General features: G+C 67.4%; 18 protein-coding genes. 7 read left to right on the forward strand and 11 right to left on the reverse strand.

The window, feature by feature from the left end:
• Positions 1 to 9: 9 nt before the first annotated feature.
• From E5CHR_RS01175 to E5CHR_RS01190, 4 genes are read right to left on the reverse strand one after another with little or no spacing between them, the layout of a single operon-like run.
• A complete protein-coding gene (locus E5CHR_RS01175; protein ID WP_162577996.1) occupies positions 10 to 507 on the reverse strand; it encodes a BON domain-containing protein in 498 nt (165 codons plus the stop codon).
• A gap of 31 nt (positions 508 to 538) precedes the next feature.
• On the reverse strand, positions 539 to 1945 hold the full coding sequence (locus tag E5CHR_RS01180; RefSeq protein WP_162577997.1) for an amidohydrolase family protein: 1407 nt from the start codon (positions 1943 to 1945) through the stop codon (positions 539 to 541).
• Positions 1946 to 1964: 19 nt separating this feature from the next.
• Positions 1965 to 2714 carry a sulfite exporter TauE/SafE family protein gene (locus E5CHR_RS01185; RefSeq protein ID WP_232061913.1) on the reverse strand — a complete coding sequence of 250 codons (750 nt, stop codon included), beginning with the start codon at positions 2712 to 2714 and terminating at the stop codon, positions 1965 to 1967.
• Between the two features lie 20 nt (positions 2715 to 2734).
• On the reverse strand, positions 2735 to 3724 hold the full coding sequence (locus tag E5CHR_RS01190; RefSeq protein WP_162577998.1) for a Bug family tripartite tricarboxylate transporter substrate binding protein: 990 nt from the start codon (positions 3722 to 3724) through the stop codon (positions 2735 to 2737).
• Between the two features lie 122 nt (positions 3725 to 3846).
• Between E5CHR_RS01190 and E5CHR_RS01195 the strand changes: the two genes are divergently transcribed.
• Entirely contained in the window at positions 3847 to 4566 is a 720-nt protein-coding gene (locus tag E5CHR_RS01195; protein ID WP_162577999.1) for a GntR family transcriptional regulator, read from the forward strand.
• Between the two features lie 11 nt (positions 4567 to 4577).
• On the opposite strand, the gene E5CHR_RS01200 is transcribed toward E5CHR_RS01195, so the two are convergent.
• Positions 4578 to 5021, reverse strand: coding sequence for a flavin reductase family protein (locus E5CHR_RS01200; protein WP_443083107.1), 444 nt, complete (start codon positions 5019 to 5021; stop codon positions 4578 to 4580).
• Between the two features lie 129 nt (positions 5022 to 5150).
• Complete coding sequence (locus E5CHR_RS01205; protein ID WP_162578001.1) at positions 5151 to 6380, reverse strand: nucleoside recognition domain-containing protein; 1230 nt, start codon at positions 6378 to 6380, stop codon at positions 5151 to 5153.
• 83 nt (positions 6381 to 6463) lie between these two features.
• Here E5CHR_RS01205 and E5CHR_RS01210 point away from each other — a divergent pair, with 83 nt between their 5' ends.
• The gene (locus tag E5CHR_RS01210) at positions 6464 to 8005 is read left to right on the forward strand and encodes an alkaline phosphatase D family protein (protein ID WP_162578002.1); all 1542 of its coding nucleotides are present in this window, start codon (positions 6464 to 6466) and stop codon (positions 8003 to 8005) included.
• Between the two features lie 6 nt (positions 8006 to 8011).
• Here E5CHR_RS01210 and E5CHR_RS01215 read toward each other — a convergent pair whose 3' ends face one another.
• Complete coding sequence (locus E5CHR_RS01215; RefSeq protein WP_162578003.1) at positions 8012 to 8842, reverse strand: metallophosphoesterase; 831 nt, start codon at positions 8840 to 8842, stop codon at positions 8012 to 8014.
• 123 nt (positions 8843 to 8965) lie between these two features.
• On the opposite strand from E5CHR_RS01215, the gene E5CHR_RS01220 reads away from it, so the two are divergent.
• Positions 8966 to 9139, forward strand: a complete 174-nt coding sequence (locus tag E5CHR_RS01220; RefSeq protein WP_174255675.1) for a hypothetical protein — start codon at positions 8966 to 8968, stop codon at positions 9137 to 9139.
• Here E5CHR_RS01220 and E5CHR_RS01225 read toward each other — a convergent pair.
• A complete protein-coding gene (locus E5CHR_RS01225; protein ID WP_162578004.1) occupies positions 9136 to 10110 on the reverse strand; it encodes a LysR family transcriptional regulator in 975 nt (324 codons plus the stop codon). The genes E5CHR_RS01220 and E5CHR_RS01225 overlap by 4 nt on opposite strands.
• Positions 10111 to 10121: 11 nt before the next feature.
• Here E5CHR_RS01225 and E5CHR_RS01230 point away from each other — a divergent pair, with 11 nt between their 5' ends.
• Positions 10122 to 10724, forward strand: a complete 603-nt coding sequence (locus E5CHR_RS01230; RefSeq protein WP_232061914.1) for a hypothetical protein — start codon at positions 10122 to 10124, stop codon at positions 10722 to 10724.
• Positions 10725 to 10785: 61 nt separating this feature from the next.
• Here E5CHR_RS01230 and E5CHR_RS01235 read toward each other — a convergent pair whose 3' ends face one another.
• The 3 genes from E5CHR_RS01235 to E5CHR_RS01245 all read right to left on the reverse strand — a co-directional run bounded on the left by E5CHR_RS01235 (position 10786) and on the right by E5CHR_RS01245 (position 14243).
• Entirely contained in the window at positions 10786 to 12633 is a 1848-nt protein-coding gene (locus tag E5CHR_RS01235; protein ID WP_162578005.1) for a phosphoenolpyruvate carboxykinase (GTP), read from the reverse strand.
• A 178-nt stretch (positions 12634 to 12811) separates the two neighbouring features.
• Complete coding sequence (locus E5CHR_RS01240; protein ID WP_174255676.1) at positions 12812 to 12964, reverse strand: hypothetical protein; 153 nt, start codon at positions 12962 to 12964, stop codon at positions 12812 to 12814.
• 79 nt (positions 12965 to 13043) lie between these two features.
• On the reverse strand, positions 13044 to 14243 hold the full coding sequence (locus E5CHR_RS01245) for a threonine ammonia-lyase (protein WP_174255677.1): 1200 nt from the start codon (positions 14241 to 14243) through the stop codon (positions 13044 to 13046).
• 128 nt (positions 14244 to 14371) lie between these two features.
• On the opposite strand from E5CHR_RS01245, the gene E5CHR_RS01250 reads away from it, so the two are divergent.
• The 3 genes from E5CHR_RS01250 (at position 14372) to E5CHR_RS01260 (ending at position 20204) form a co-directional block, all read left to right on the forward strand.
• Positions 14372 to 16693, forward strand: a complete 2322-nt coding sequence (locus E5CHR_RS01250) for an ATP-binding protein (protein WP_162578007.1) — start codon at positions 14372 to 14374, stop codon at positions 16691 to 16693.
• A gap of 45 nt (positions 16694 to 16738) precedes the next feature.
• Positions 16739 to 18313 carry a S41 family peptidase gene (locus E5CHR_RS01255; RefSeq protein WP_162578008.1) on the forward strand — a complete coding sequence of 525 codons (1575 nt, stop codon included), beginning with the start codon at positions 16739 to 16741 and terminating at the stop codon, positions 18311 to 18313.
• 391 nt (positions 18314 to 18704) lie between these two features.
• On the forward strand, positions 18705 to 20204 hold the full coding sequence (locus E5CHR_RS01260; RefSeq protein ID WP_174255678.1) for a S41 family peptidase: 1500 nt from the start codon (positions 18705 to 18707) through the stop codon (positions 20202 to 20204).
• Positions 20205 to 20251 lie beyond the last annotated feature (47 nt).

Genomic DNA, 20251 nt, shown 5'->3' on the forward strand with positions numbered 1-20251 from the left:
GCGATGCGATCAGGGGCCTGCAACCGGATACGACGGCTTGCCGCGCGTGCCGATCATCAGGTCGTCGACGACCAGCTCGACGTCGGGCACGGCGCGCGCGGCCTTTTCGAGCCGGCGCGCCAGCGTGCGCGAGGGCACGCACCCCTGCAGGTAGACCCAGCGCCGCTGTACCACGGCCCAGACACTGGCGCTGCGGACCCCCGGCACGGCGGAGAGCGCAGCCTGCACCTGCGGGGCGATGGCTATGTCGTAACGGAAGGCGTTGCTGTCCTTGCAGCGGCCCTCGAGCCAGCAACTGGTGCCGCGCTCCAGCCGCGCATGCATCTGCGAGCGGCGCTCCTCGGCGGTGTAGAGCGGCCCTTCGGGCACCGGGCAGCCGCGCGCGCCTGACGAGACCTGGAAGAAGGGATCGTCGAACCAGTTTTTCTTCTCGGGGCCGGCAGAGGCCGCCGCGCAGGCGATGGCGAGCAGGGCCACGGACGCGCCGCGGCGCAGGCGTGATGGCATGCGCCGATCGTAGCCCGCCCGCGTGAAAGCGTCAGGCGGTATGGCCGGGGCGCTGTCGCGCCCGATGCAGGTCGGCGACCGGATGCACGCGCTGGATCGGCGCGCGGCTCACATCGCGGCGTGCAACCGCCGCTACCTCGCGCATCAGCGCACGTGCGTCCCAGTCGACCGGCCAGCCCTGCCACAGGCGCAGCGCACCATGCACGAACACCGCCTCGATCTGGTCGCGGTTCGCGAAGCGCACGAGCTCCCAGCTCAGGTCCCAGCTCGGCACGAACTCGGGCACCTCGAGGTCGACGAGCAGGAAGTCGGCGGCCTGGCCCTCTGCGATGCGCCCCGTGCGCGTGCCCAGCCCCGCGGCCTCGGCCCCACGGTGCGTCGCGTGGTCGAGCCAGAGCCAGCCGCCGCCGCAGGAGGAGTCTCCATTGGCGAGCCCGTGCGTGAGGCGCTGCGTGGCCTCGGCCGCATCCATGAGGCGGAAGCCGTCGGCGCGTGTGCCGTCGGTGCCGAGGCCGAAGGGCACGCCCAGCATCGCGAGCAGTCCGGCGTCGAGCACGGCATTGCCTTTCCATTGGCTGGCCACGGGGTTGTAGGCCACCGCGGCGCCGCTGTCGCGCAAGAGGCCCAGCTCGCGCGGGGTCAGCAGCGTGGCATGGGCCAGCAGAGCCGAGGCGTTGAGCGCGCCGCAGGCCTGCAAGACCTCCAGTGGGCGCAGGCCGCGCGCGACCAGCGAGCGCTCGACGGCCGCCAGGTGTTCGTTGACGTGGGTCTGGAAGCGTCGGCCGCTTTCGAGCGTGAGCGCGGCGACCGCGCGCAGCATGCGGTCGGTCGCGGCCTCGGGAATCGAGATCGCCAGCGAGGGATGCACCAGGGGGTCGTGTTCGAGCCGCGCGAGGAAGGTGGCGGCAGCATCGAGGATGCGGCGGCCCGCAGCCTCGTCGCCTTCCAGGCCGGCGTCGTTGCAGATCATGCCCAGCACGCAGCGGATGCCGGCGTCGCGCGCGGCGCTTGCCACGGCGTCCAGCCCGGCTTCGGAGCGCGTGCCTGCATCGACCACCGTGGTGAAGCCGCCGCGCAGCGATTCCAGTGCCGAGAGTTTGGCGGACAGATACGCCGCATCGGCGTCGAGCGTGGCTTCCATCGGGACCCAGATGCGTCGGAAGATTTCCGAAGGCTCGCCGAAGGCCAGCGCCTTGCCGAAGGACTGGGTGAGGTGGGTATGGGTGTCGATCAGGCCCGGCATCAGCAGGCGCTGCGGCAGTTCGATCGCCGTGAGGCCCGGATTTGCAGCGCACACCTCGGCCAATGGGGCCACCTGCGAGAAGCATCCGTCGTGCACCACCACGCCGAGGCCCTGGCGCGGGCCCTCGGGCAGCATCACCCACTCGGGCGCCAGCAGCAGCGGCTCGCTCGATTGCAGGAGTTCGGGAGACAGCATGGTGCTTCCTTGAAAGAGATCAGGCCAGCAGCAGCCAAGTGAACCAGGCACCCACGGCCAGCAGCAGCAGCGAGACGAAGCGCTGCAGCTGCCGCATGTCGAGCCCGGCGGCGGCGCGCTGCCCGGCGATGGAGCCCGCCAGCATCAGCAGGCCGCACAGGGCGGCAAGCCGCAGGTCGAGCCGGCCTTCCATGGCGTGAACCGTGCTGCTGGCCAGGGCCACGGGCAGTTGCACCGCTTGCGCGGTTACCACCGCAAAGACGACCGGCTGGCGCAGCAGCATCAGCAGCGGCAGGACCAGCACCGGGCCACCGGTGCCGGTCAGCGCGGAGCCGACCCCGACCGCGACGCCGAGCGCGAGCAGCACCGGCATACCGAGCGGCGCCGCGGGTGTTGACGCCCTCGACGCAGCGCGCAGGCCGCGCCAGCCCGAGAACAGCACCAGCAGGGTCACGCCGGTCATCAGTGCGGCAGCAGGCAGCCATCGCACCAGCAGCGCGCCGGCGGCCGCGCCCGCAAGGGCGCCTGCCAGCAAGGGGACACAGTGCGCTGCCTGCGCGCGTTCGCGCATGAGCGGGCGCAGCGCCACCAGCGCCGGCAGCGCGAAGCCCAGCGATGCTGCGGCGATGGCCTGCGGCAGTGGCACCGCGCCCAGCTTGGTCAGCACCGGCACCAGCAGCACGCCGCCGATGCCGCTGGCGCCGATCATGCCGCCGGCCAGCAGCACGGCGGGCAGCACGATCCAGGCATTGGCGAGCGACATCAGCATGGAGGACGATCCTTGTTGTTCTATTCGGCCTTGATGCCGGCCGTCTGCACCACGCCGGCGATGGTCTTGCGCTCCTTCGCCAGGTAGTCGGCGAAGGCCGGCCCGGCGATCAACTGCGGCTTGACGGCAATTTCGCCGAGCTTGCGGATGATCTCCGGGTCCTTGAGCGTCGCGTCGAGGGCGCTGACCCACGCCGACGTCACCGCGGCCGGGGTACCCGCAGGCGCCAGCACGCCGAGCCAGGCATCCATCTCCATTCCCTTGAGCTCCGGCGACTCCGCAAGCGCGGGAATCGTCGGCGCGACGGTCGAGCGGGCCAGCGAGGTCACCCCGAAGGCCCTGACCTTGCCGTCCTTCACGAAGGGCAGTGCCAGCGACAGCGGCAGCACGGCCAGGTCGACCTGGCCGCCGGCCACGTCGGTCAGCACCTGTGGCCCCGACTTGTAGGGCACGTGCATCAGGTCGAGGCCAGCGCGTTGCTTGAACATCTCGGCCGTGATGTGGAGCGAGGTGCCCACCCCGTCGGTGCCGAAGTTGAACTTGCCGGGCTGCGCCTTCGCCAGCTGGATCAGCTCGGCCGTGGTGCGCGCGGGCAGGGCGGGCTTGCCGATGAGCACGAACGGAGAGGTGCCGACCGTCGCGACGGGGACGAAGTCCTTGAAGGTGTCATAGCGCACCGCCGACGGCGCCACCAGCGGCGCCACGTTGAGCGGGCTGGCCACCGCGAAGAGCAGGGTGTAGCCGTCCGCCGGCGCACGAGCCGCCTTCTGCGTGCCGATGGTGCCGGCCGCGCCGGCGACGTTCTCGATCACCACGGGCTGCTTGAGCTGCTCGCCCAGCTTGGCGGTGAGCAGGCGCGCCGTGGCATCGACGCCGCCGCCGGCCGCGAACGGCACAATCAGCGTGATCGGCTTGGCGGGATAGCCTTGTGCGTGGACGGCGGCGCTGCCGGCGGCAAGCGCCAGCGCGGCCGCGGCGGAACGGAGGAAGAAGGCTCGGGCTGCGGACATGGTCGTTTCCTTGGTCGGTGAATGAACGGAAAGAAGCACCCTGGCGGTGCAGAATCTACTTGTTATGACAAGTTATGACAAGCGACGCAAGTCGCATGCCAGCGTCGGGGCCAAGGCCATCGATGTCTGAGCTTCCTCAATCCTTGCACGCGCAATTGCGCGACGCACTGCGCGCGCGCATCCTCGACGGCGAGCTGGAACCGGGCGCCAAGCTGCCTTCCGAATCGGAACTGACGGCTGCGCACGGCGTCAGCCGAATCACCGTGCGGCAGGCGCTGAGTGCGCTCCAGGCCGAGGGGCTGATCGTCAAGCTGCACGGGAAGGGGGCGTTCGTGTCCCATTCGAAGGCATCCCAAAGCCTCAACCGGCTGCAGGGACTGAACGAGGCGCTGTCGCTGGAACAGCACGCCGTCAGCAGCAAGCGGCTCGCGTGGCGCGAAGTGAAAGCGCCGGCCTCCGTCGCGCGACAGCTCCAGTTGCCGGCCAATGAGGTGGTGTATCACCTGCAGACGCTGCGCTACCTGGACCGCGAGCCGCTCTCCGTCAACAGCTCGTGGCTGCCGCGCTTCCTCGGCGAACGGCTGGCGCGTGTCGATTTCTCGCAACGCGACCTGATCGAAGTCTTCGAGCACGAGGGCGGCCTGGAAATCGGCGAGGCGCAGCTCGAGATCGGAGCGGGTCTGGCGAAGCCGCAGGAGGCGAAGCTGTTGCAGCTCAAGCCCGGTGCGCCGGTGCTGCAGGTGGAGCGGCTGCTGCACCTGGCCGGCGGCGGCCCGGTTCATGTGGAGATCGCGGTCTACCGCGCCGACACCTTCCGCTACAAGCTGGCCCTGCGGCGCTGAGCGCGCAGCGCCTACAGCGGGTGCTCGGTATAGAAGCGGCCGCCGTGGAACAGCAGCGGGGACGCGCCGGGGCTGTGCGCGCAGCGCTCGACCTCGCCGACGAAGATCACGTGGTCGCCCTCGTCGTAGCGGCTGCGGTTGAAGCATTCGAAGCTTGCGGCCACGCCCGCCAGCACGGGCGCGCCGCCGAAGCCTTCGGTGAAGGCGACGTCTGCCCAGCGGTCGACGTCCTTGGTGGCGAAACGCTCCGCCAGGTCCTTCTGGTTGGAGCCCAGGATGTTGATCGCGTAATGCGAGCCGGTGCTGAGCGCAGCCATCGAGGCGGCGCTGCGCGCCAGGCTCCACAGCACCAGCGGCGGATCCAGCGAGACGGAGTTGAAGGAGTTGGCCGTGAGACCCACCAGCCGCCCGTTGGCCGCGCGCGCGGTGACGACGGTCACGCCCGTCGCGAACATGCCCAGGGCTGCGCGGAATTCATTGGTCGTGAAGGAGGGCGGTTTCGCCTGGTCGGTAGCGGTCACGGAGGAGCTGGGAAGTGAGGGGATATTCTGGCCGATCACTTCGGCGGGCGTCGTCGCCCGGGCTCAGCCGAAGAACCAGTAACCCACGCCGATGGCGCCCAGCACACCGGCAAGCTCGGCCAGCAGCGCACATCCCACAGCGTGCCTGGCCCGCTGGATGCCGACGGCGCCGAAGTAAACGGCGAGCACGTAGAAGGTCGTCTCGGTGCTGCCCTGGATGGTGGCTGCGAGCTTTGCCGCGAAGCTGTCGACGCCGTGGCTCTGCATGGTCTCGATCAGCATCGCGCGTGCCGCGCTGCCGGAGAAGGGCTTGACCAGCGCCGTGGGCAGGGCGTCGATGAAGCGCGTGTCCCAGCCTGCGAGGCCGACGGCCCAGCGGATGCCCGACAGCACGAACTCCAGCGCACCCGAGGCGCGCAGCACGCCCACCGCGCACAGCATGGCGACCAGGTAGGGCAGCAGGTTCTTCGCGACATCGAAACCTTCCTTGGCGCCCTCGACGAAGCACTCGTAGACCTTCACGCGCCGCAGCGCGCCGGCCAAGAGGAAGACGAGGACGATCCCGAACAGCGCGAGATTGCCCAGCAGCGAAGAAAGCGAAGCCAGCGCCGCGGCCGAGAGCGTGGCCAGCAGCGCGATGAAGCCGGCGAGCAGCAGTGCGCCTGGCAGCAGATATGCGAGCACCACCGGGTCCCACAACCTGAGCCGCTGCACGAAGGCCACCGAAAGCAGGCCCACCAGCGTGGAGCAGCTGGTGGCGAGCAGGATCGGCAGGAACACGAGCGTCGGATCGGCCGCGCCCTGCTGCGCGCGGTACATGAAGATGGTGACCGGCAGGAGCGTGAGCGACGAGGCGTTGAGCACGAGGAACAGGATCTGCGCATTGCTGGCGGTGGTCGCGCTCGGGTTGAGGCTCTGCAGCTCGCGCATCGCCTTCAGCCCGATGGGCGTGGCAGCGTTGTCCAGCCCCAGCGCATTGGCCGCGAAGTTCATGGTGATCAGCCCCAGCGCCGGGTGGCCTGCGGGGACTTCGGGCATCAACCGCCGGAACAGTGGCCCAAGCAGCCGCGCGAGGCCCGCGACGAGCCCCGCCGCCTCGGCGACACGCAGGAAGCCGAGCCACAGCGTGAGCGTGCCGAACAGGAGCACCATCACTTCGACCGAGAGCTTGGCCATGCCGAACAGGCTTTCGACCATCGCGGCGAACACCGCCGCATCGCCGCCGATCAGCCAGCGCGAGAATGCAGCCAAGGATGCCGCGAGAAAAAAGCCGAGCCACAAGCCGTTGAGCACGCGTATCCCTTTGCCGATGCCGTTCTTCGAGGTTGCGCGCGATCATAGGCGGCGGCGTGGCACCTCTTCTCCTTGAAAGACCCATGAATCTTCGTCGTCGAGATCTGAATCGCGCCGCGCTGTGGCTCGCCCTGTGCGGCTGGTCGGCCGCGGGCCCTGCGCGCGCGCAACCGGCGCCGCGCTGGCGCTCGAACCCGTTCACGCTCGGCGTCGCCAGCGGGCAGCCCCGGCCGGACAGCGTCGTGCTCTGGACGCGGCTCGCGGCCGACGATGAGCCGGCTTTCGAGGGTCTGCAGCGCTGCGCCGTGCGCTACGAAGTCTTCGGCGATGCCGAACTCAAGCGACCTGTGATGCAGGGCGAAGTGCAGGCCGAAGCGGCGCACGCATTCAGCGTCCACGTGCATGCGCAAGGCCTGGCACCGCAGCGCGAGTACTGGTATCGCTTCAGCTGTGGTGATGCGCGCAGCCCTGTTGGACGCACGCGCACGGCCCCTGCGGCGGATGCGGCGGTGCCGCGGCTGCGCTTTGCACTCGGCTCCTGCCAGAACTACGAGCATGGCTACTACGCGGCGCATCGCGAGATCGCGACGCGCGAGCTCGACTTCGTGCTTTTCGTTGGCGACTACATCTACGAAGGCAGTACCCAGGGCCCGGCGGCGCGCCGGCACGGCGCGCCCATCCCGGTGACATTGGAGGAATACCGCGCACGCCATGCGCTGTACAAGCGCGACACCGACCTGCAGGCCGCCCATGCAGCCCACCCGTGGATCCTGACCTGGGACGACCACGAGGTCGTCAACGACTACGCCAACGATCGCGACCCGGCATACACCGACGCCGCGCTCTTCCTGCAGCGCCGCGCGGCCGCCTATCGCGCCTACTTCGAGCACATGCCGCTGCTGCTGCCGCCGCAAGGGGCGTCGATGCGCATTCACGACCGCTTCGCCTGGGGCCGGCTGGCCGAGCTCTGGACGCTCGACACGCGACAGCACCGAAGTCACCATGCCTGCCCCGATCCGGCGCACGACTGGGGCCGCCTGGTGATCGGCTGCGAGGCGCTCGCGGAGCCGTCTCGCACCATGCTCGGCGCCAGCCAGTCGCAGTGGCTGGCACAGGGCCTGGCGTCATCAGGAAGGCAATGGAAGCTGCTGGGCCAGTCCACCCAGATGAGCCCCACCAGCCTGGAGGCGCCGCGCGGCCGCCAGTTCTGGACCGACGGCTGGGACGGCTACCCCGTAGCCCGCCGGCAACTGCTTCAAGGCATTGCCGAGGGCGGCGTACGCGACGTGGTGGTGTTGGGGGGCGATGTGCACCGCTACGTGGCTGCCGATCTGCGCGTGGTGCCCAACGACCCGGCGTCGCCGGTGGTCGCGAGCGAGTTCGTCGGCGGCTCGATCAGTTCGCGCGGCGCCAGCCGAGGCTCCATGGAATCGCTGCAGCGCGACAACCCCGACGTGGTGCACGCGCGCGGCGACGAGCGCGGCTATGCCTTGATAGAGGCCACGCCGCAGGCGATGCACTGCGAATTCCGCGCGACCGCGCATCCGGCGGCGCTCGACGCGCGCCTCCACACCCAGGCGAGCTTTGCCGTGGAAGCGGGCCACGCGGGCGTGAAGCAGGCCTGAATCTGCTCAGGCCGCGCGGCCGGGCCGCCCGGGCGGCACCTCGACGAGCAGGTCCGGCCTGAAACCCTCCTGCTCGCCCTTGGACATGTAGCCCAGCGGGTTCGCCACCACCCTGCAACCGTCCTTCACATAGTCGAAGGCGCAATGCAGATGGCCGTGCAGCCACAGGTCGGCGAGGGGCAGCAATTCGTCCAGCGAGTTGCAGAAGCCTGCGGTGCCTGGGCTCAGTCCATAACGGGGGTCGGCGCTGGCGAGCGTCGGCGCAAAGTGCGTGACGGCCACTGTCGGCCCGTCAAATTCCTGTGCCAGTGCGTGACGCAGCCAGGCTTGGCAGGTGAGTGAGTGCTCTCTCATCGACTCGGCGAGAAAGATCTCGCCGGCCCGTATCGTCCCTGTTTTCTCCAGGTAGAAGTTGGCAGCGCGCATGGCTTTGCCGCGTTTCTTGAGTGCCTCGCTCATGCTGTCGCCGTGCTGGACCAGCGCGTCGAAATCGGCCCACAAGGTGGTGCCGATGAACCGAACCCCATCGATCACGCGACTCTCACGCTCGAGCCACTGGATCTCCAGTGCTTCGCACTGCGCGCGCAGGCGTTCATGGGTTTGATCGAAATCGGCGCTGTCGTACTCGTGGTTGCCGGGCACGTAGAACACCGGCACCGGCCAGCCATGCCGCGGTGAAAAACGCGTAAGCCCGAAGTCGGGTTCGAGCAAGCGAGACCCCGACTGATAAGACCCCACGTCGCCGGCGAGGATCAGCAGATCGGCGCCGGGCGCCGGGGCAACCCGGAATTGGGGATGCGTCTCCAGATGCAGATCCGAGAGCAGCTGAAGCTTCATCGCTTGAGTCTAGGCGAATATCCCTATGCAAAAAGTGCATGAGACAGGCCTGGAAATACTGGGGAAAACCCTTAATCTTGATTTCATTACCACTCTACCGCGGCTTGTTTGGCCGCAAACGTCATGTTCAGCCTTGTTGCCCAAGTGGCACGCCTCTTTCGCTTCAACGCCCTCGAAGCTCCTTCGAGCCCTGCCGCTACCCTCATGGAAAGCGCCGACTCCCGCGCCGGCCTGGATGCCCATCACGCCCAGGAACTGCGCGCTGCCGCCAGCGCCTGGCTGAGCGTCGTCCGCTAAGCCGGTCCTCCCGGTGCGCCGGCGAAGGCTGCCCTTGCCGAGCGCAGCAGCGCCTGCCGCAACCAGCCATGAGCATGCCCATGCTGCGCCCGCCGATGCCAGATGGCGTCCACGTGCACCAGTGGCTGCTGAAAGGGCAACTCCTGCAGCACGAACTGCTCGTCGATGCCCGTGACCTTGACGAAATGGCGGGGCAATACCGTTAGAAGGTCCGAACTGGCGACCACGCGGCCGGCCGTAAAAAATTGGTTGACAGTCGCCACGATGCGGCGCTCCCGCCCAAGCGCACCGAGGGTCTGGTCGATGAAGCCGTAGGGCCGGCCCGAGAAGCTCACCAGCAGGTGCCGCGCGGCGCAGAACGCATCGAGCGTCAGCGGCTGCTCGGCCAGCGGGTGGCCGCGCCGCATCACACACACGTATTCGCCTACGTAAAGCCGCTGTGTATCGAAAGGCAGCAGGGCGGCGTCGGACTGCCCGCGCGCGGCCAAGTTGGCGATCACTGCCGGGAAATAGCCGATGGCCATGTCCACTTCCTCGCTCTCCAGCAGGCGGCGGGGGTCGCGGGTGGTCAGTGGAAGGACCCGCAGCGAGATGGCAGGTGCTTCTTTCTCGACGATCTTGATCAGCCCGGGAATCAGTTCCGCCGCAGTGGCATCGGCCATGGCGAGCACAAAGGTGTCGTCGGCGACAGCGGCGTCGAATTCGCCGGGGGCGAGCGTGTGCTGCAGTTGCCGCAATGCGCCGCGCACCGTCGGCCACAGTGCCAGGGCGCGGGGCGTGGGCTCGACGCCGGCGCCCGAGCGGCGCACCAGTTCGTCCCCCAGAGTTTCACGCAGGCGCCGCAGCGCGTTGCTCACGGCGGGCTGGGTGATCGAGAGATTGCGTGCGGCACGTGTGAGATTGCGCTCCGCCATGACCTCGTCGAAAACGCGCAGGAGGTTCAGGTCCAGTGTGCGAAAGTTGACGTCCATAAGCCTTATGAATGATAGACATCATGAAGCTAAAGTGGAAAAGCACTAGGGAAACCACTAATATCACTGCATCGGTATCAGCTATCAGTCCTAGGAGGGACCTCATCATGACCAGCTTTGTCCACGTTGAACAACCGGCCAATCACCCGGGCGTTGCCCGCGCTGAAGCCGTCATCGATCACATTCGCGCTGCCCGTCGCAGCTTTGACGGTGCCCGCGGCTTGGCGGCCCTGCTGCTGGCGGCCATCGTCGCCTCGCTGCTCGTCGTTGCCGACTCGCTCATCTCCACCTGGAACGACGGCGGGTTGCTCGTCGCCTGGCTCGTCTTGTGGGGCGTTGGTTTTGCAGCACTCGCCTTCTTCGCCGGTACCGCCCGCCGCGTAGCCATTCGCGCAGTGACGGCAGTTCGCACATCGGCGCGCCGCGTGGCCGCCGCCCGTGCCGATGAGCAGTTCCTGGCTTATGCCAAGCAGGACCCGCGCATTCTTCTCGACCTGCAGGCGATCAGCACGCGCCAGGAAGCAGAAGCCGAAGCGGCAAAGTCCGGCAATGACGCCAGCGTGCCGACGCTGCACTCCGCGCTGCGCCGCGTGAACCTCGGCCAGCACTACTGATCTCGCTGCCGGGATGAAAAAAAGCCGCCCTCGGGCGGCTTTTTTTTTGGGGCGGGTGAGATCAGGCAGCCAGCCGCTGCTCGATCGCAGCCTTGGTGGCCGGCAGTTCCTTTGGCAGGTGATGCGCCAGTTGCTGGAACAACTCCGCATGCAGCTTCAGCTCGGCCTGCCATGCGGCCTTGTCGATGTGGGTCACCGTGGCGAACTGCTCGGCGCTGAAATCCAGGCCGGACCAGTTGAGGTCTTCGTAGCGAGGGCTGACGCCGAAAACGTGCTCGACGCCCTCGCCCTTGCCTTCGATGCGGTCGATCATCCACTTGAGCACGCGCATGTTCTCGCCATAACCGGGCCAGACGAACTTGCCGTCAGGGCCTTTGCGGAACCAGTTGGTCGTGTAGATCTTGGGCAGCCGCGCGCCCAGGGCCTCCAGCTTCTTGCCGAGGTCCAGCCAATGCTGGAAGTAGTCGCTCATGTTGTAGCCGGCGAAAGGCAGCATCGCGAACGGGTCGCGCCGCACCACGCCTTGCTGGCCGGCGGCGGCCGCGGTGGTCTCGGAGCCCATGGTCGCGGCCATGTAGACGCCTTCGATCCAGTTGCGTGCCTCGGTCACCAGCGGCACGGTCGTGGAGCGGCGCCCACCGAAGATGAAGGCGTCGATCGCCACGCCCTTGGGATCGTCCCAGGCTTCGTCCAGCGCCGGGTTGTTGGCAGCGGCGACCGTGAAGCGGGCGTTCGGATGCGAGGCCTTGGCGCCGGTCTCCTTCGCGATGGCGGGCGTCCAGTCCTTGCCCTGCCAGTCGATCGCGTGGGCCGGTGGCTCGCCCATGCCTTCCCACCAGACGTCGCCGTCGTCGGTCAGCGCCACGTTCGTGAAGATCACATCGCGGTCCAGGCTGGCCATGCAGTTCGGATTGGTCTGGACGTTGGTGCCGGGCGCAACGCCGAAGTAGCCGGCCTCCGGGTTGATGGCGCGCAGCTTGCCGTCGGCGCCGGGCTTGATCCAGGCGATGTCGTCGCCGATCGTCGTGACCTTCCATCCCTCGAAGCCGGCCGGTGGGATCAGCATCGCGAAGTTGGTCTTGCCGCAGGCGCTCGGGAAGGCCGCCGCCACATGGTATTTCTTGCCTTCGGGGTTCGTGACGCCAAGGATCAGCATGTGCTCTGCCAGCCAACCTTCATCGCGGCCCATGTTCGACGCGATGCGCAGGGCAAAGCACTTCTTGCCCAGCAGCGCATTGCCGCCGTAGCCCGACCCGTAGCTCCAGATTTCGCGGGTCTCCGGATAGTGGACGATGTACTTGGTCTTGTTGCAAGGCCAGGCCACGTCCTTTTCGCCGGGCTGCAGCGGCGCGCCGACGGTGTGAACGCAGGGCACGAATTCGCCCTCGGCGCCCAGCACGTCGTACACAGCCTTGCCCATGCGGGTCATGATCTTCATGTTGACTGCCACGTACGGGCTGTCCGACAGCTCGATGCCGATGTGCGCGATCGGCGAGCCCAGCGGACCCATGCTGAAGGGAACAACGTACATCGTGCGCCCCTTCATGCAGCCGTCGAACAGCGGCTGCAGCGTGGCGCGCATCTCGGCCGGCGCCAGCCAGTTGTTCGTGGGACCGGCGGCTTCCTTCTTCTCGGAGCAGATAAAGGTGCGGTCCTCGACGCGCGCGACGTCGCTTGGGTCGGAAGTCGCGAGAAAGGAGTTGGGCCGTTTCGCGGGGTTCAGCTTCTTGAAGGTGCCGGCGTCCACCAGCAACTGGCACAGGCGTTCATATTCTTCCTGGCTGCCATCGCACCAGTGGATGGCTTCGGGCTTGCACAGGGCGGCCATGTCCGCGACCCAGGCGACCAGCTTCGCGTTCTTGACGTAGGCAGGTGCCTGTACCGCAAGTCCCTTCAATGGTGCGTTCATAAAAAACTCCTAAGTTGAAAAATCGTCTTTTCGAACGGGACTGCGGCGCCAGGGCCAGCGAGGTCCGTTGGAGAAAACGTCTCAGTCTCGGGAGATCGGATCGGGCGGCCCGAGACGGGGCTCGCAATCCTTGGACAGGGACACCCGGCGGGGTGTCCGCCGGTGCCGCACCCGCGTGTCAGGCCATGTAGACGGCGATGGAGGCCAGCAAGAGCATCAGCACCCCGCCCGCCACGGGCAGCACCAGGGGCATGAGGTGAACGATCGATTCGACCGCGTCGGACTCGACGGCGGCAGCCTTGGCCGGGTCGACAGGAGTGGGATTGGACATGCTTGTTCCTCGGGTACGCAAAACTGAGGCCATTTTACCGACTGACCCGTGTGCCGCGGTCTAGGGGCTTGCCAGACCCTCAGCGCTGCTCTTGCGCCTCGAAGCCGGCCGCGCGCAGGGCCTCGAGCACCGTGGTCAGGTGCGCGCGTCCGCGGGTTTGCAACACCAGCTCGATGTCGACGTTCTGTGCCGCCAGCAGAGTGAAGGCGCGCTGGTGGTGGACCTCATCGACGTTAGCGCCCGCTTCCGCGACAGTGGCCGTGATCTGAGCCAAGGAACCCGGCACGTCGCGCGCGCTGACACGCACGCGTGCCAGCCGGCCGGCGCGCACCATGCCACGCTCGATGATTGCCGCCAGCAGCAGCGGATCGATGTTTCCACCCGAGAGCACCAGGCCGATCCGTTTGCCCTTGAAGCGCTCGGGATGCCGGATCAGCGCCGCCAGCCCGGCCGCACCCGCGCCTTCGACCAGCGTCTTTTCGATCTCGAGCAGCATCAGCACCGCCTGCTCGATGTCACCCTCGTCGACCAAAAGCAGATCGTTTACCTGCGCTTTGATGATGGCCTGCGTCAGCACGCCTGGCGTGCCGACGGCGATGCCTTCGGCGATGGTGCTCTGTCCTGACGGATGGTGCGTGCCCTGGACGGCGTTGACCATCGCCGGAAAGCGCCGGGTCTGGACGCCCACGATGTCGATCCCGGGGTTGCGGGCGCGCGCCGCGAGTGCGGTGCCGGCAATCAGGCCGCCGCCGCCGACCGAGATCACCAGCGTATCGAGCTGCGGCACCGCGGCCAGCATCTCGAGAGCGACGGTACCCTGGCCGGCGATGATCGCCTCGTCGTCATAGGGATGCACAAAGGCTAGGCCTTCCTGCTCCGCGAGCGCCAAGGCGTGGGCCCGCGCTGCGTCCAGCGTGTCGCCGTGCAGCACCACCTCGGCCCCGAAACCGCGGGTTCGTTCGATCTTCACGCCTGGCGTGAAGCGGGGCATGACGATCAATGCCTGCAAACCGAGACGCTGGGCATGGTAGGCCACCCCTTGGGCGTGGTTGCCTGCAGACATCGCGATCACGCCCCGGACGCCCTTTTCAGACAGGTCGACCAGCTTGTTGCAGGCGCCGCGCTCCTTGAAGGAGGCAGTGAACTGCAGGTTCTCGAACTTGAGGAAAACCTGCGCCCCGACGATCTCCGAAAGCGTGCGCGATTCCACGCAGGGCGTATCGAGCACCTGACCTTGCAGGCGCTCGGCAGCGCGCTCGATGTCGTCGATTCCAATCATGGGCGGCATTGTGGGACGGAATCGCAACATCGGGGTTTTTACGGTGCCCGAGGCTTCCCGAAGCCAAAACTCTGCGCTATGGTCGCGATCAGTTTCCGATTCTGATTCTCCTAGCTGGAGGTTGCTCGATGGTCAAGCGTTCCGGTGCCGATGTCGTGGCTGCGGCTTCCCGCGGTCATGCATTGCCGTCGCCTGGACTCAAGGAAGCCCCGGTGCTCGAGCTCATGTGCTCGCACTTCGTGCTCACCCTGGCGGCCAAGCAGGGTCCGCGCTTCAACGTGCGGCGCGACCTCAACGGCCTGCTCTCTCTGACGGGCCGTCACCTGGTCTGGCCTTTGGCCGTGCTGCAACGCCTGCGCGAGTTCCTCGGCCGGCGCTGCGCCGGCAACGAAGTCTGGAAGGGTGTCGAAGACTTCGATGGCCGCACGCTGCTGGAGCGTCACGGCGTCTGGCGCGGGCCCTACGAAGAGGGCACGCTCTTCTTTTATCTCGATGAGTACGCCAAGGACCAGCCGAAGGATCTGCTCTCGGTGCTTTCGGCCACGCGCGATTGGCTCACCCATGCGCTGCGCAAGCAGTCGACCCTGGTCGAGAAGAACATCGACGCCCTGGCAGGCCTGTTGCAGCTCAACAAGGCCGAACGCGCGCTCCTGCTCTATGGCACGCTCGCGCGCTACCAGCGCGACCTGCGCTCGTTGCTGGTCGAGTTCAAGGTCAACAATGCGCCGGAGGCCTACGCCGCGATCGCCGAGGTCGCGGGCGTCGACGCCGGCGATGTCGGCGAGGCGTTGCGCGCCGGCTCGCGCCTGGAGCGCATCGGGTTGGTCGAGAACCTGATCTCCGAGCACAACATCACCGACCTGGCCGACCTCATGAAGGTCAGCGAGAAGCTGCCGCCGGTGCTGATGCGCGAATATCGCGACCACAACGAGCTGATGGCCGTGTTCACACGGCCCTCCGCCAAGAGTGCGCTCGTGGTGCAGGACTTCAGCTTCGTCCAGGAGGATGCGCAGATGCTCATCACCCTGCTCTCTGCTGCAGTCGCGCGCAAGGAGCCGGGCGTGAATGTGCTCCTTTACGGGCCGCCCGGGACCGGCAAGACGGAGCTTGCGAAGGTTGTGGCGCAGGCCGCCGGCCTGGAGCTGTTCGAGGTCGAGTACGCTGACCGCGACGGCAACTCGCTCTCGGGCCGCGATCGCTACCGCTCGCTGCAGATCGCGCAGGTCTTCCTCAAAGGGAGCGCGCAGGCGGCATTGCTGTTCGACGAGGTCGAGGACGTGTTCCCGCCGATCAGCACCGAGGCGGCGCAGCTCATGGCGCGCGCCGAGCAGATTCCCGCATCCGCCAGCGGCAGCGTCAGCGGCAAGGCCTGGGTCAACCAGATCCTCGAATCGAACGCGGTGCCCACGATCTGGGTGACCAACCGCATCGAGCAGATCGACCCCGCCTTCAGGCGCCGCTTCGCCTACCACCTCGAGCTCAAGTCGCCGCCGCCCGGTGCGCGCGAGCAAGTGGTGCGCAAGACGCTCGAGGGCGTGGCCGTGTCCGATGCCTTTGCAGCAAAACTGGCGGCGCGCAAGGGCCTTACGCCGGCGCAGATCCGCACGGCGGTGCGCTTTGCGGGTCTGGCCATGTCGTCAGGGACTTCCATGGAAAGCCTGATCGAACGCCAGCTGCGCAATGCCGACCTGGCACTCGGCACGCAGGGCGGCCTGGGCACGCGCCGCAGCGTGACCACTTACGACCTGGACATGCTCAACGTCGAGAGCCGCTTCGAGATCCCGCGCATCGTCGAGGCGCTCAAGGTGCGCGGCCACGGCACGCTCTGCTTCTATGGCGCGCCCGGCACCGGCAAGACCGCGCTGGCCGAGCACATGGCGCGGGCCATCGGCCGGCCGCTGATCATCAAGCAGGCGAGCGACCTCATGAGCAAGTACGTCGGCGAGACCGAGCAGAACATGGCCGCCATGTTCAAGGAGGCCGAGGCCGAAGAGGCCGTCCTCCTGCTCGACGAGGCGGACAGCTTCCTGCAGGACCGCCGCGGCGCGCAGCGCACCTACGAAGTGACCGAGGTCAACGAGATGCTTCAGGGGATGGAGCGTTTCGGTGGCATCTTCGTCTGCACCACCAACCTGCTCGATCGATTGGACCAAGCCGCATTGCGGCGCTTTACCTTCAAGATCAAGTTCATGCCGCTGACGCCGCTGCAGCGCGAGCGCATGTTCTTGATCGAGGCGCTGGACGGCGACGCTGCCGGCCTCACCAGCGAACGGCAACAGCGACTGGCCCGGCTGCCGCAGCTGTGCCCCGGCGACTTCGCGGCCGTCAAACGCCAGACCGATATCCTCGGGGTTGCCTTTTCGGCAGACGAGTTCCTCGACCAGCTCGAAGCCGAACACCGCATCAAGCCGGAGGTGCGCGAATCGCGCAGCATGGGCTTCGTTCACTAGGACTGCGACGGTCGCGCCGAGCGCCGGCGTGCGAGGGGAATCTTCATGGAGCTTCGATTGCAGCGGCTCGCTGCACTGATGGCCGCGTGCGCGGCCGCCGTGGCTTTGACAGCCTGTGGCGGTGGCGGTGGTGGCGGCGGCGGTGCCTTCCTGCCACAGGGCGCGACACTTCAGCCACCAACCGAACCGCTGGCCGAGGACGACGCCATCGTTGCTTCCGCCAGCGTCGCGGCGCTCTGCGCCGCCCCGCGGACCGGCATCGACCCTGACACCGGAGCCACCTTCCCCGACCGCAGCGGCACCATCGCGGACGAGAAGCGCTGGGTTCGTGGCTGGATCGACGAGACCTACCTCTGGTTCAGCGAGGTGCCGACAAGACTGGCATCGAAAGATTACGCCAATCCGGTCGCCTGGTTCGATGTCCTCAAGACGCCTCAGCTCACCGCTTCCGGCCGCGCCAAGGACCGCTTTCACTTCACGATGGCAACGGCGGCGTATCGCGCGCTGTCGCAAGGCGGCATAGAGGTGAGTTACGGGTTCGAACTGGCCTTCCTGAGCGCATCGCCGCCGCGCGATGTGCGCGTCGCCTACACCGAGCCGAACTCGCCCGCGGCACAGGCGGGGATCGTGCGTGGCACGCGCGTCATCGAAGTCGATGGCGTCGATGTCGCCGGCGGCAGCGATACCGCCACGCTCAACGCAGCGCTCGTACCCGCGCGCGAGGGCGAGGCGCACAGCTTCAGACTCCGCGGCCCCGACGGCTCGGAGCGCACGCTCTCGCTGGCCGCGGCGCGCGTCACCCGGCTTCCTGTGCAGAACGTGAAGACCATCGCCACCGCGAGCGGTCCGGTGGGCTACATGCAATTGAACGACCATCTGGCAACCGCCGAGGCAGCCCTGATCGCAGCCGTGAACCAGCTGCAGGGCGCAGGCATCGTCGACCTGGTCGTCGACATGCGCTACAACGGCGGCGGCCTGCTCGATGTCGCGAGCGAGCTGGCCTCCATGGTCAGCTCGGCGGGCGCAACCACGGGTGCCGTGTTCGAGCGCCTGGTTTTCAACAGCAAGAACCCGTTTCGCGTGGCGCCCGCGCAGGCCGCCTTGCCCTTCCATACGACATCGCGAGGCTTCTCCACGCCGGTAGGGCAGGCGCTCCCGCGCCTGGGCCTGTCGCGCGTCACCGTGCTCGCGGGCCCCGACACCTGCTCGGCCAGCGAGTCGGTGATCAACAGCCTGCGCGGCGTGGGCGTTGCGGTCGACCTGATCGGCGGCACCACCTGCGGCAAGCCCTACGGCTTCCTGCCGCAGGACAACTGCGGCACCACCTACTTCGCGATCCAGTTCCAGGGCGTCAACAACCAGGGCTTCGGCGACTACGGCGACGGCTTTGCGCCCACCTGCGCCGTGGCCGACGACTTCGACCATGCGTTGGGCGACCCCGCCGAGGCGAGGCTGGCAGCCGCGTTGAGCTTCCGCAGCAGCGGGGCCTGTCCGGCACCAGCGTCGAGCAAGGCCGAGCTGGCGCGACGCAAGGCGGAGGCGCAGGGGGCGCCTTATCTCATCCGCTCGCAGGTCCGCGAGAACCGGATCCTTGCCACGCTTCGCGCGACGCAGCCCTGACGCGGGACCGTGAACTCCTCCACATTCTGAAGAAATGTCGTAACGAGACCTTTATTGCCCTGAGTGTTCCTAGCATCCCCCGGCTGCGAATCGACAGCGATGTCTCACGGAGGAAGCGATGGGGAGAGTTCTCGAAAAAGGGCTGGCGCGCTGCGCGCTCGGTTTGGCATGCGTCGTCGCGCTCACGGCATGTGGCGGAGGCGGTGGCGGCGGCCCGAGTATGTTTCCTCTCGCCGCGGCACCTGCCGCGACCGCTGAACCTGCCGATTCCGACCTGGCGCCTGTGTCGCCATCACCCGGGGACGCCGTTGCCCCGCCGCCGCCTGCGACACCTCTGGATCCCGCGGCGCCGCTGCAGCCTGCCGTGGCCCCGGGTCTCGCGGAGCTTCCGGTGCCCGCCCACCCTCCGCCGCCTGCGCCCAACGCGCCCGTGGCCGAGACGCCGGTAGTCCCACAGGCCCCTCCGGCAATTGATCCGCCCGAAGAAATCGCCAAGTCGTCCGATGTGGCCGGTCGATGCGCCGTCCCTCGAACCGGCGTCGACCCCTCGACCCATGCCGCGTTTTCGGATCTGCAAGGCACGTCGACACTCGAAAAGAACTGGGTGCGCGCGTGGATCGACGAGACCTATCTCTGGTACGACGAAGTGCCCACGTATCTGCTGGCGAAGGACTACGCCACGCCTGTCACCTACTTCGATGTCCTGAAGACGCCCAAGCTCACGGCCTCCGGCCGAGCAAAGGATCGATTCCATTTCACTGCCGATACGGCCACGTCCCAGGCCCTTTCACAGAACGGCGTCGAGGCCGGCTATGGCATGAACCTGGCGTTTCTCAGCACCGCGCCACCGCGCGATGTGCGCGTTGCATTCATCGAGCCGGGCTCGCCAGCGGAACAGGCGGCGGTGATGCGCGGCGACCGGCTGATCGCAGTCGACGGTGCCGACGTCGAGAACGGGACGGATGTGGACGCACTCAATGCCGGCATCGCGCCGCGACGGGAAGGCGAGACGCACAGCTTCAAGTTGCGTGACGGCACAGGCGCCGAACGCAACGTCACCCTCACGTCCGCCTCGATCACGCGCGATCCGGTCCCGATGCGGGATGCGGTCTACTACGACAGGGGACAGCGGCGAATCGGCTACATGGTGTTCAACAGCTACATCGCGACGGCCGAGTACGGGCTGGCCTACGCGCTGGGCCTGTTCCAGCGGATCGGGACCACCGACATGGTGATCGACATGCGCTACAACGGCGGTGGTTATCTGGACATCGCGAGCCAGTTGGCGTTCATGCTGAGTCCCAGCGGTGCGAGCACGGGCAAGACCTTCGAGCAGCTCCAATACAACAACAAGAATCCATTCCACCTGACACCCGACCAGCTGAAGATGCCCTTCCACGACCAGACGCTCGGTTTTTCAGCCCAACCGGGGTTTGCCCTGCCACAGCTGCAGTTGTCGAGCGTGACCGTTTTGACGGGCCCTGACACCTGTTCGGCGAGCGAGTCCGTCATCAACGGGCTGCGTGGCATCGGGGTTACGGTGAACGTGGTGGGCGGCACCACCTGCGGCAAGCCCTATGGATTCACGCCGCAAGACAACTGCGGCACGACCTACTACGCCATCCAGTTCCAGGGCGTCAACGATCGAGGCTTCGGCGACTACGGGGACGGCATCGCGCCGACGTGCGTGGTGCCGGATGACTTCGGGCATCAGCTCGGCGACGAAAACGAAGCGCGGCTGGCGGCAGCCTTCGGTCTGATCGAAACCGGCAAATGCCCGGCGGCTCCGCTCGGCAAGGCGAGCACGGTGCTTCGCAAGGCCGAGGCAAGCCGCAGGCCCTATCTTGCACGCTCGCCGATATGGAGCAACAAATGGCTGAAGCACCCTTGATGCGTAAAGCCGCCTGCCGAAGAGTGCGGCGCGACTGTGCCTGACGC

It is taken from the genome of Variovorax sp. PBS-H4, from assembly GCF_901827205.1.
GTDB lineage: Bacteria > Pseudomonadota > Gammaproteobacteria > Burkholderiales > Burkholderiaceae_C > Variovorax.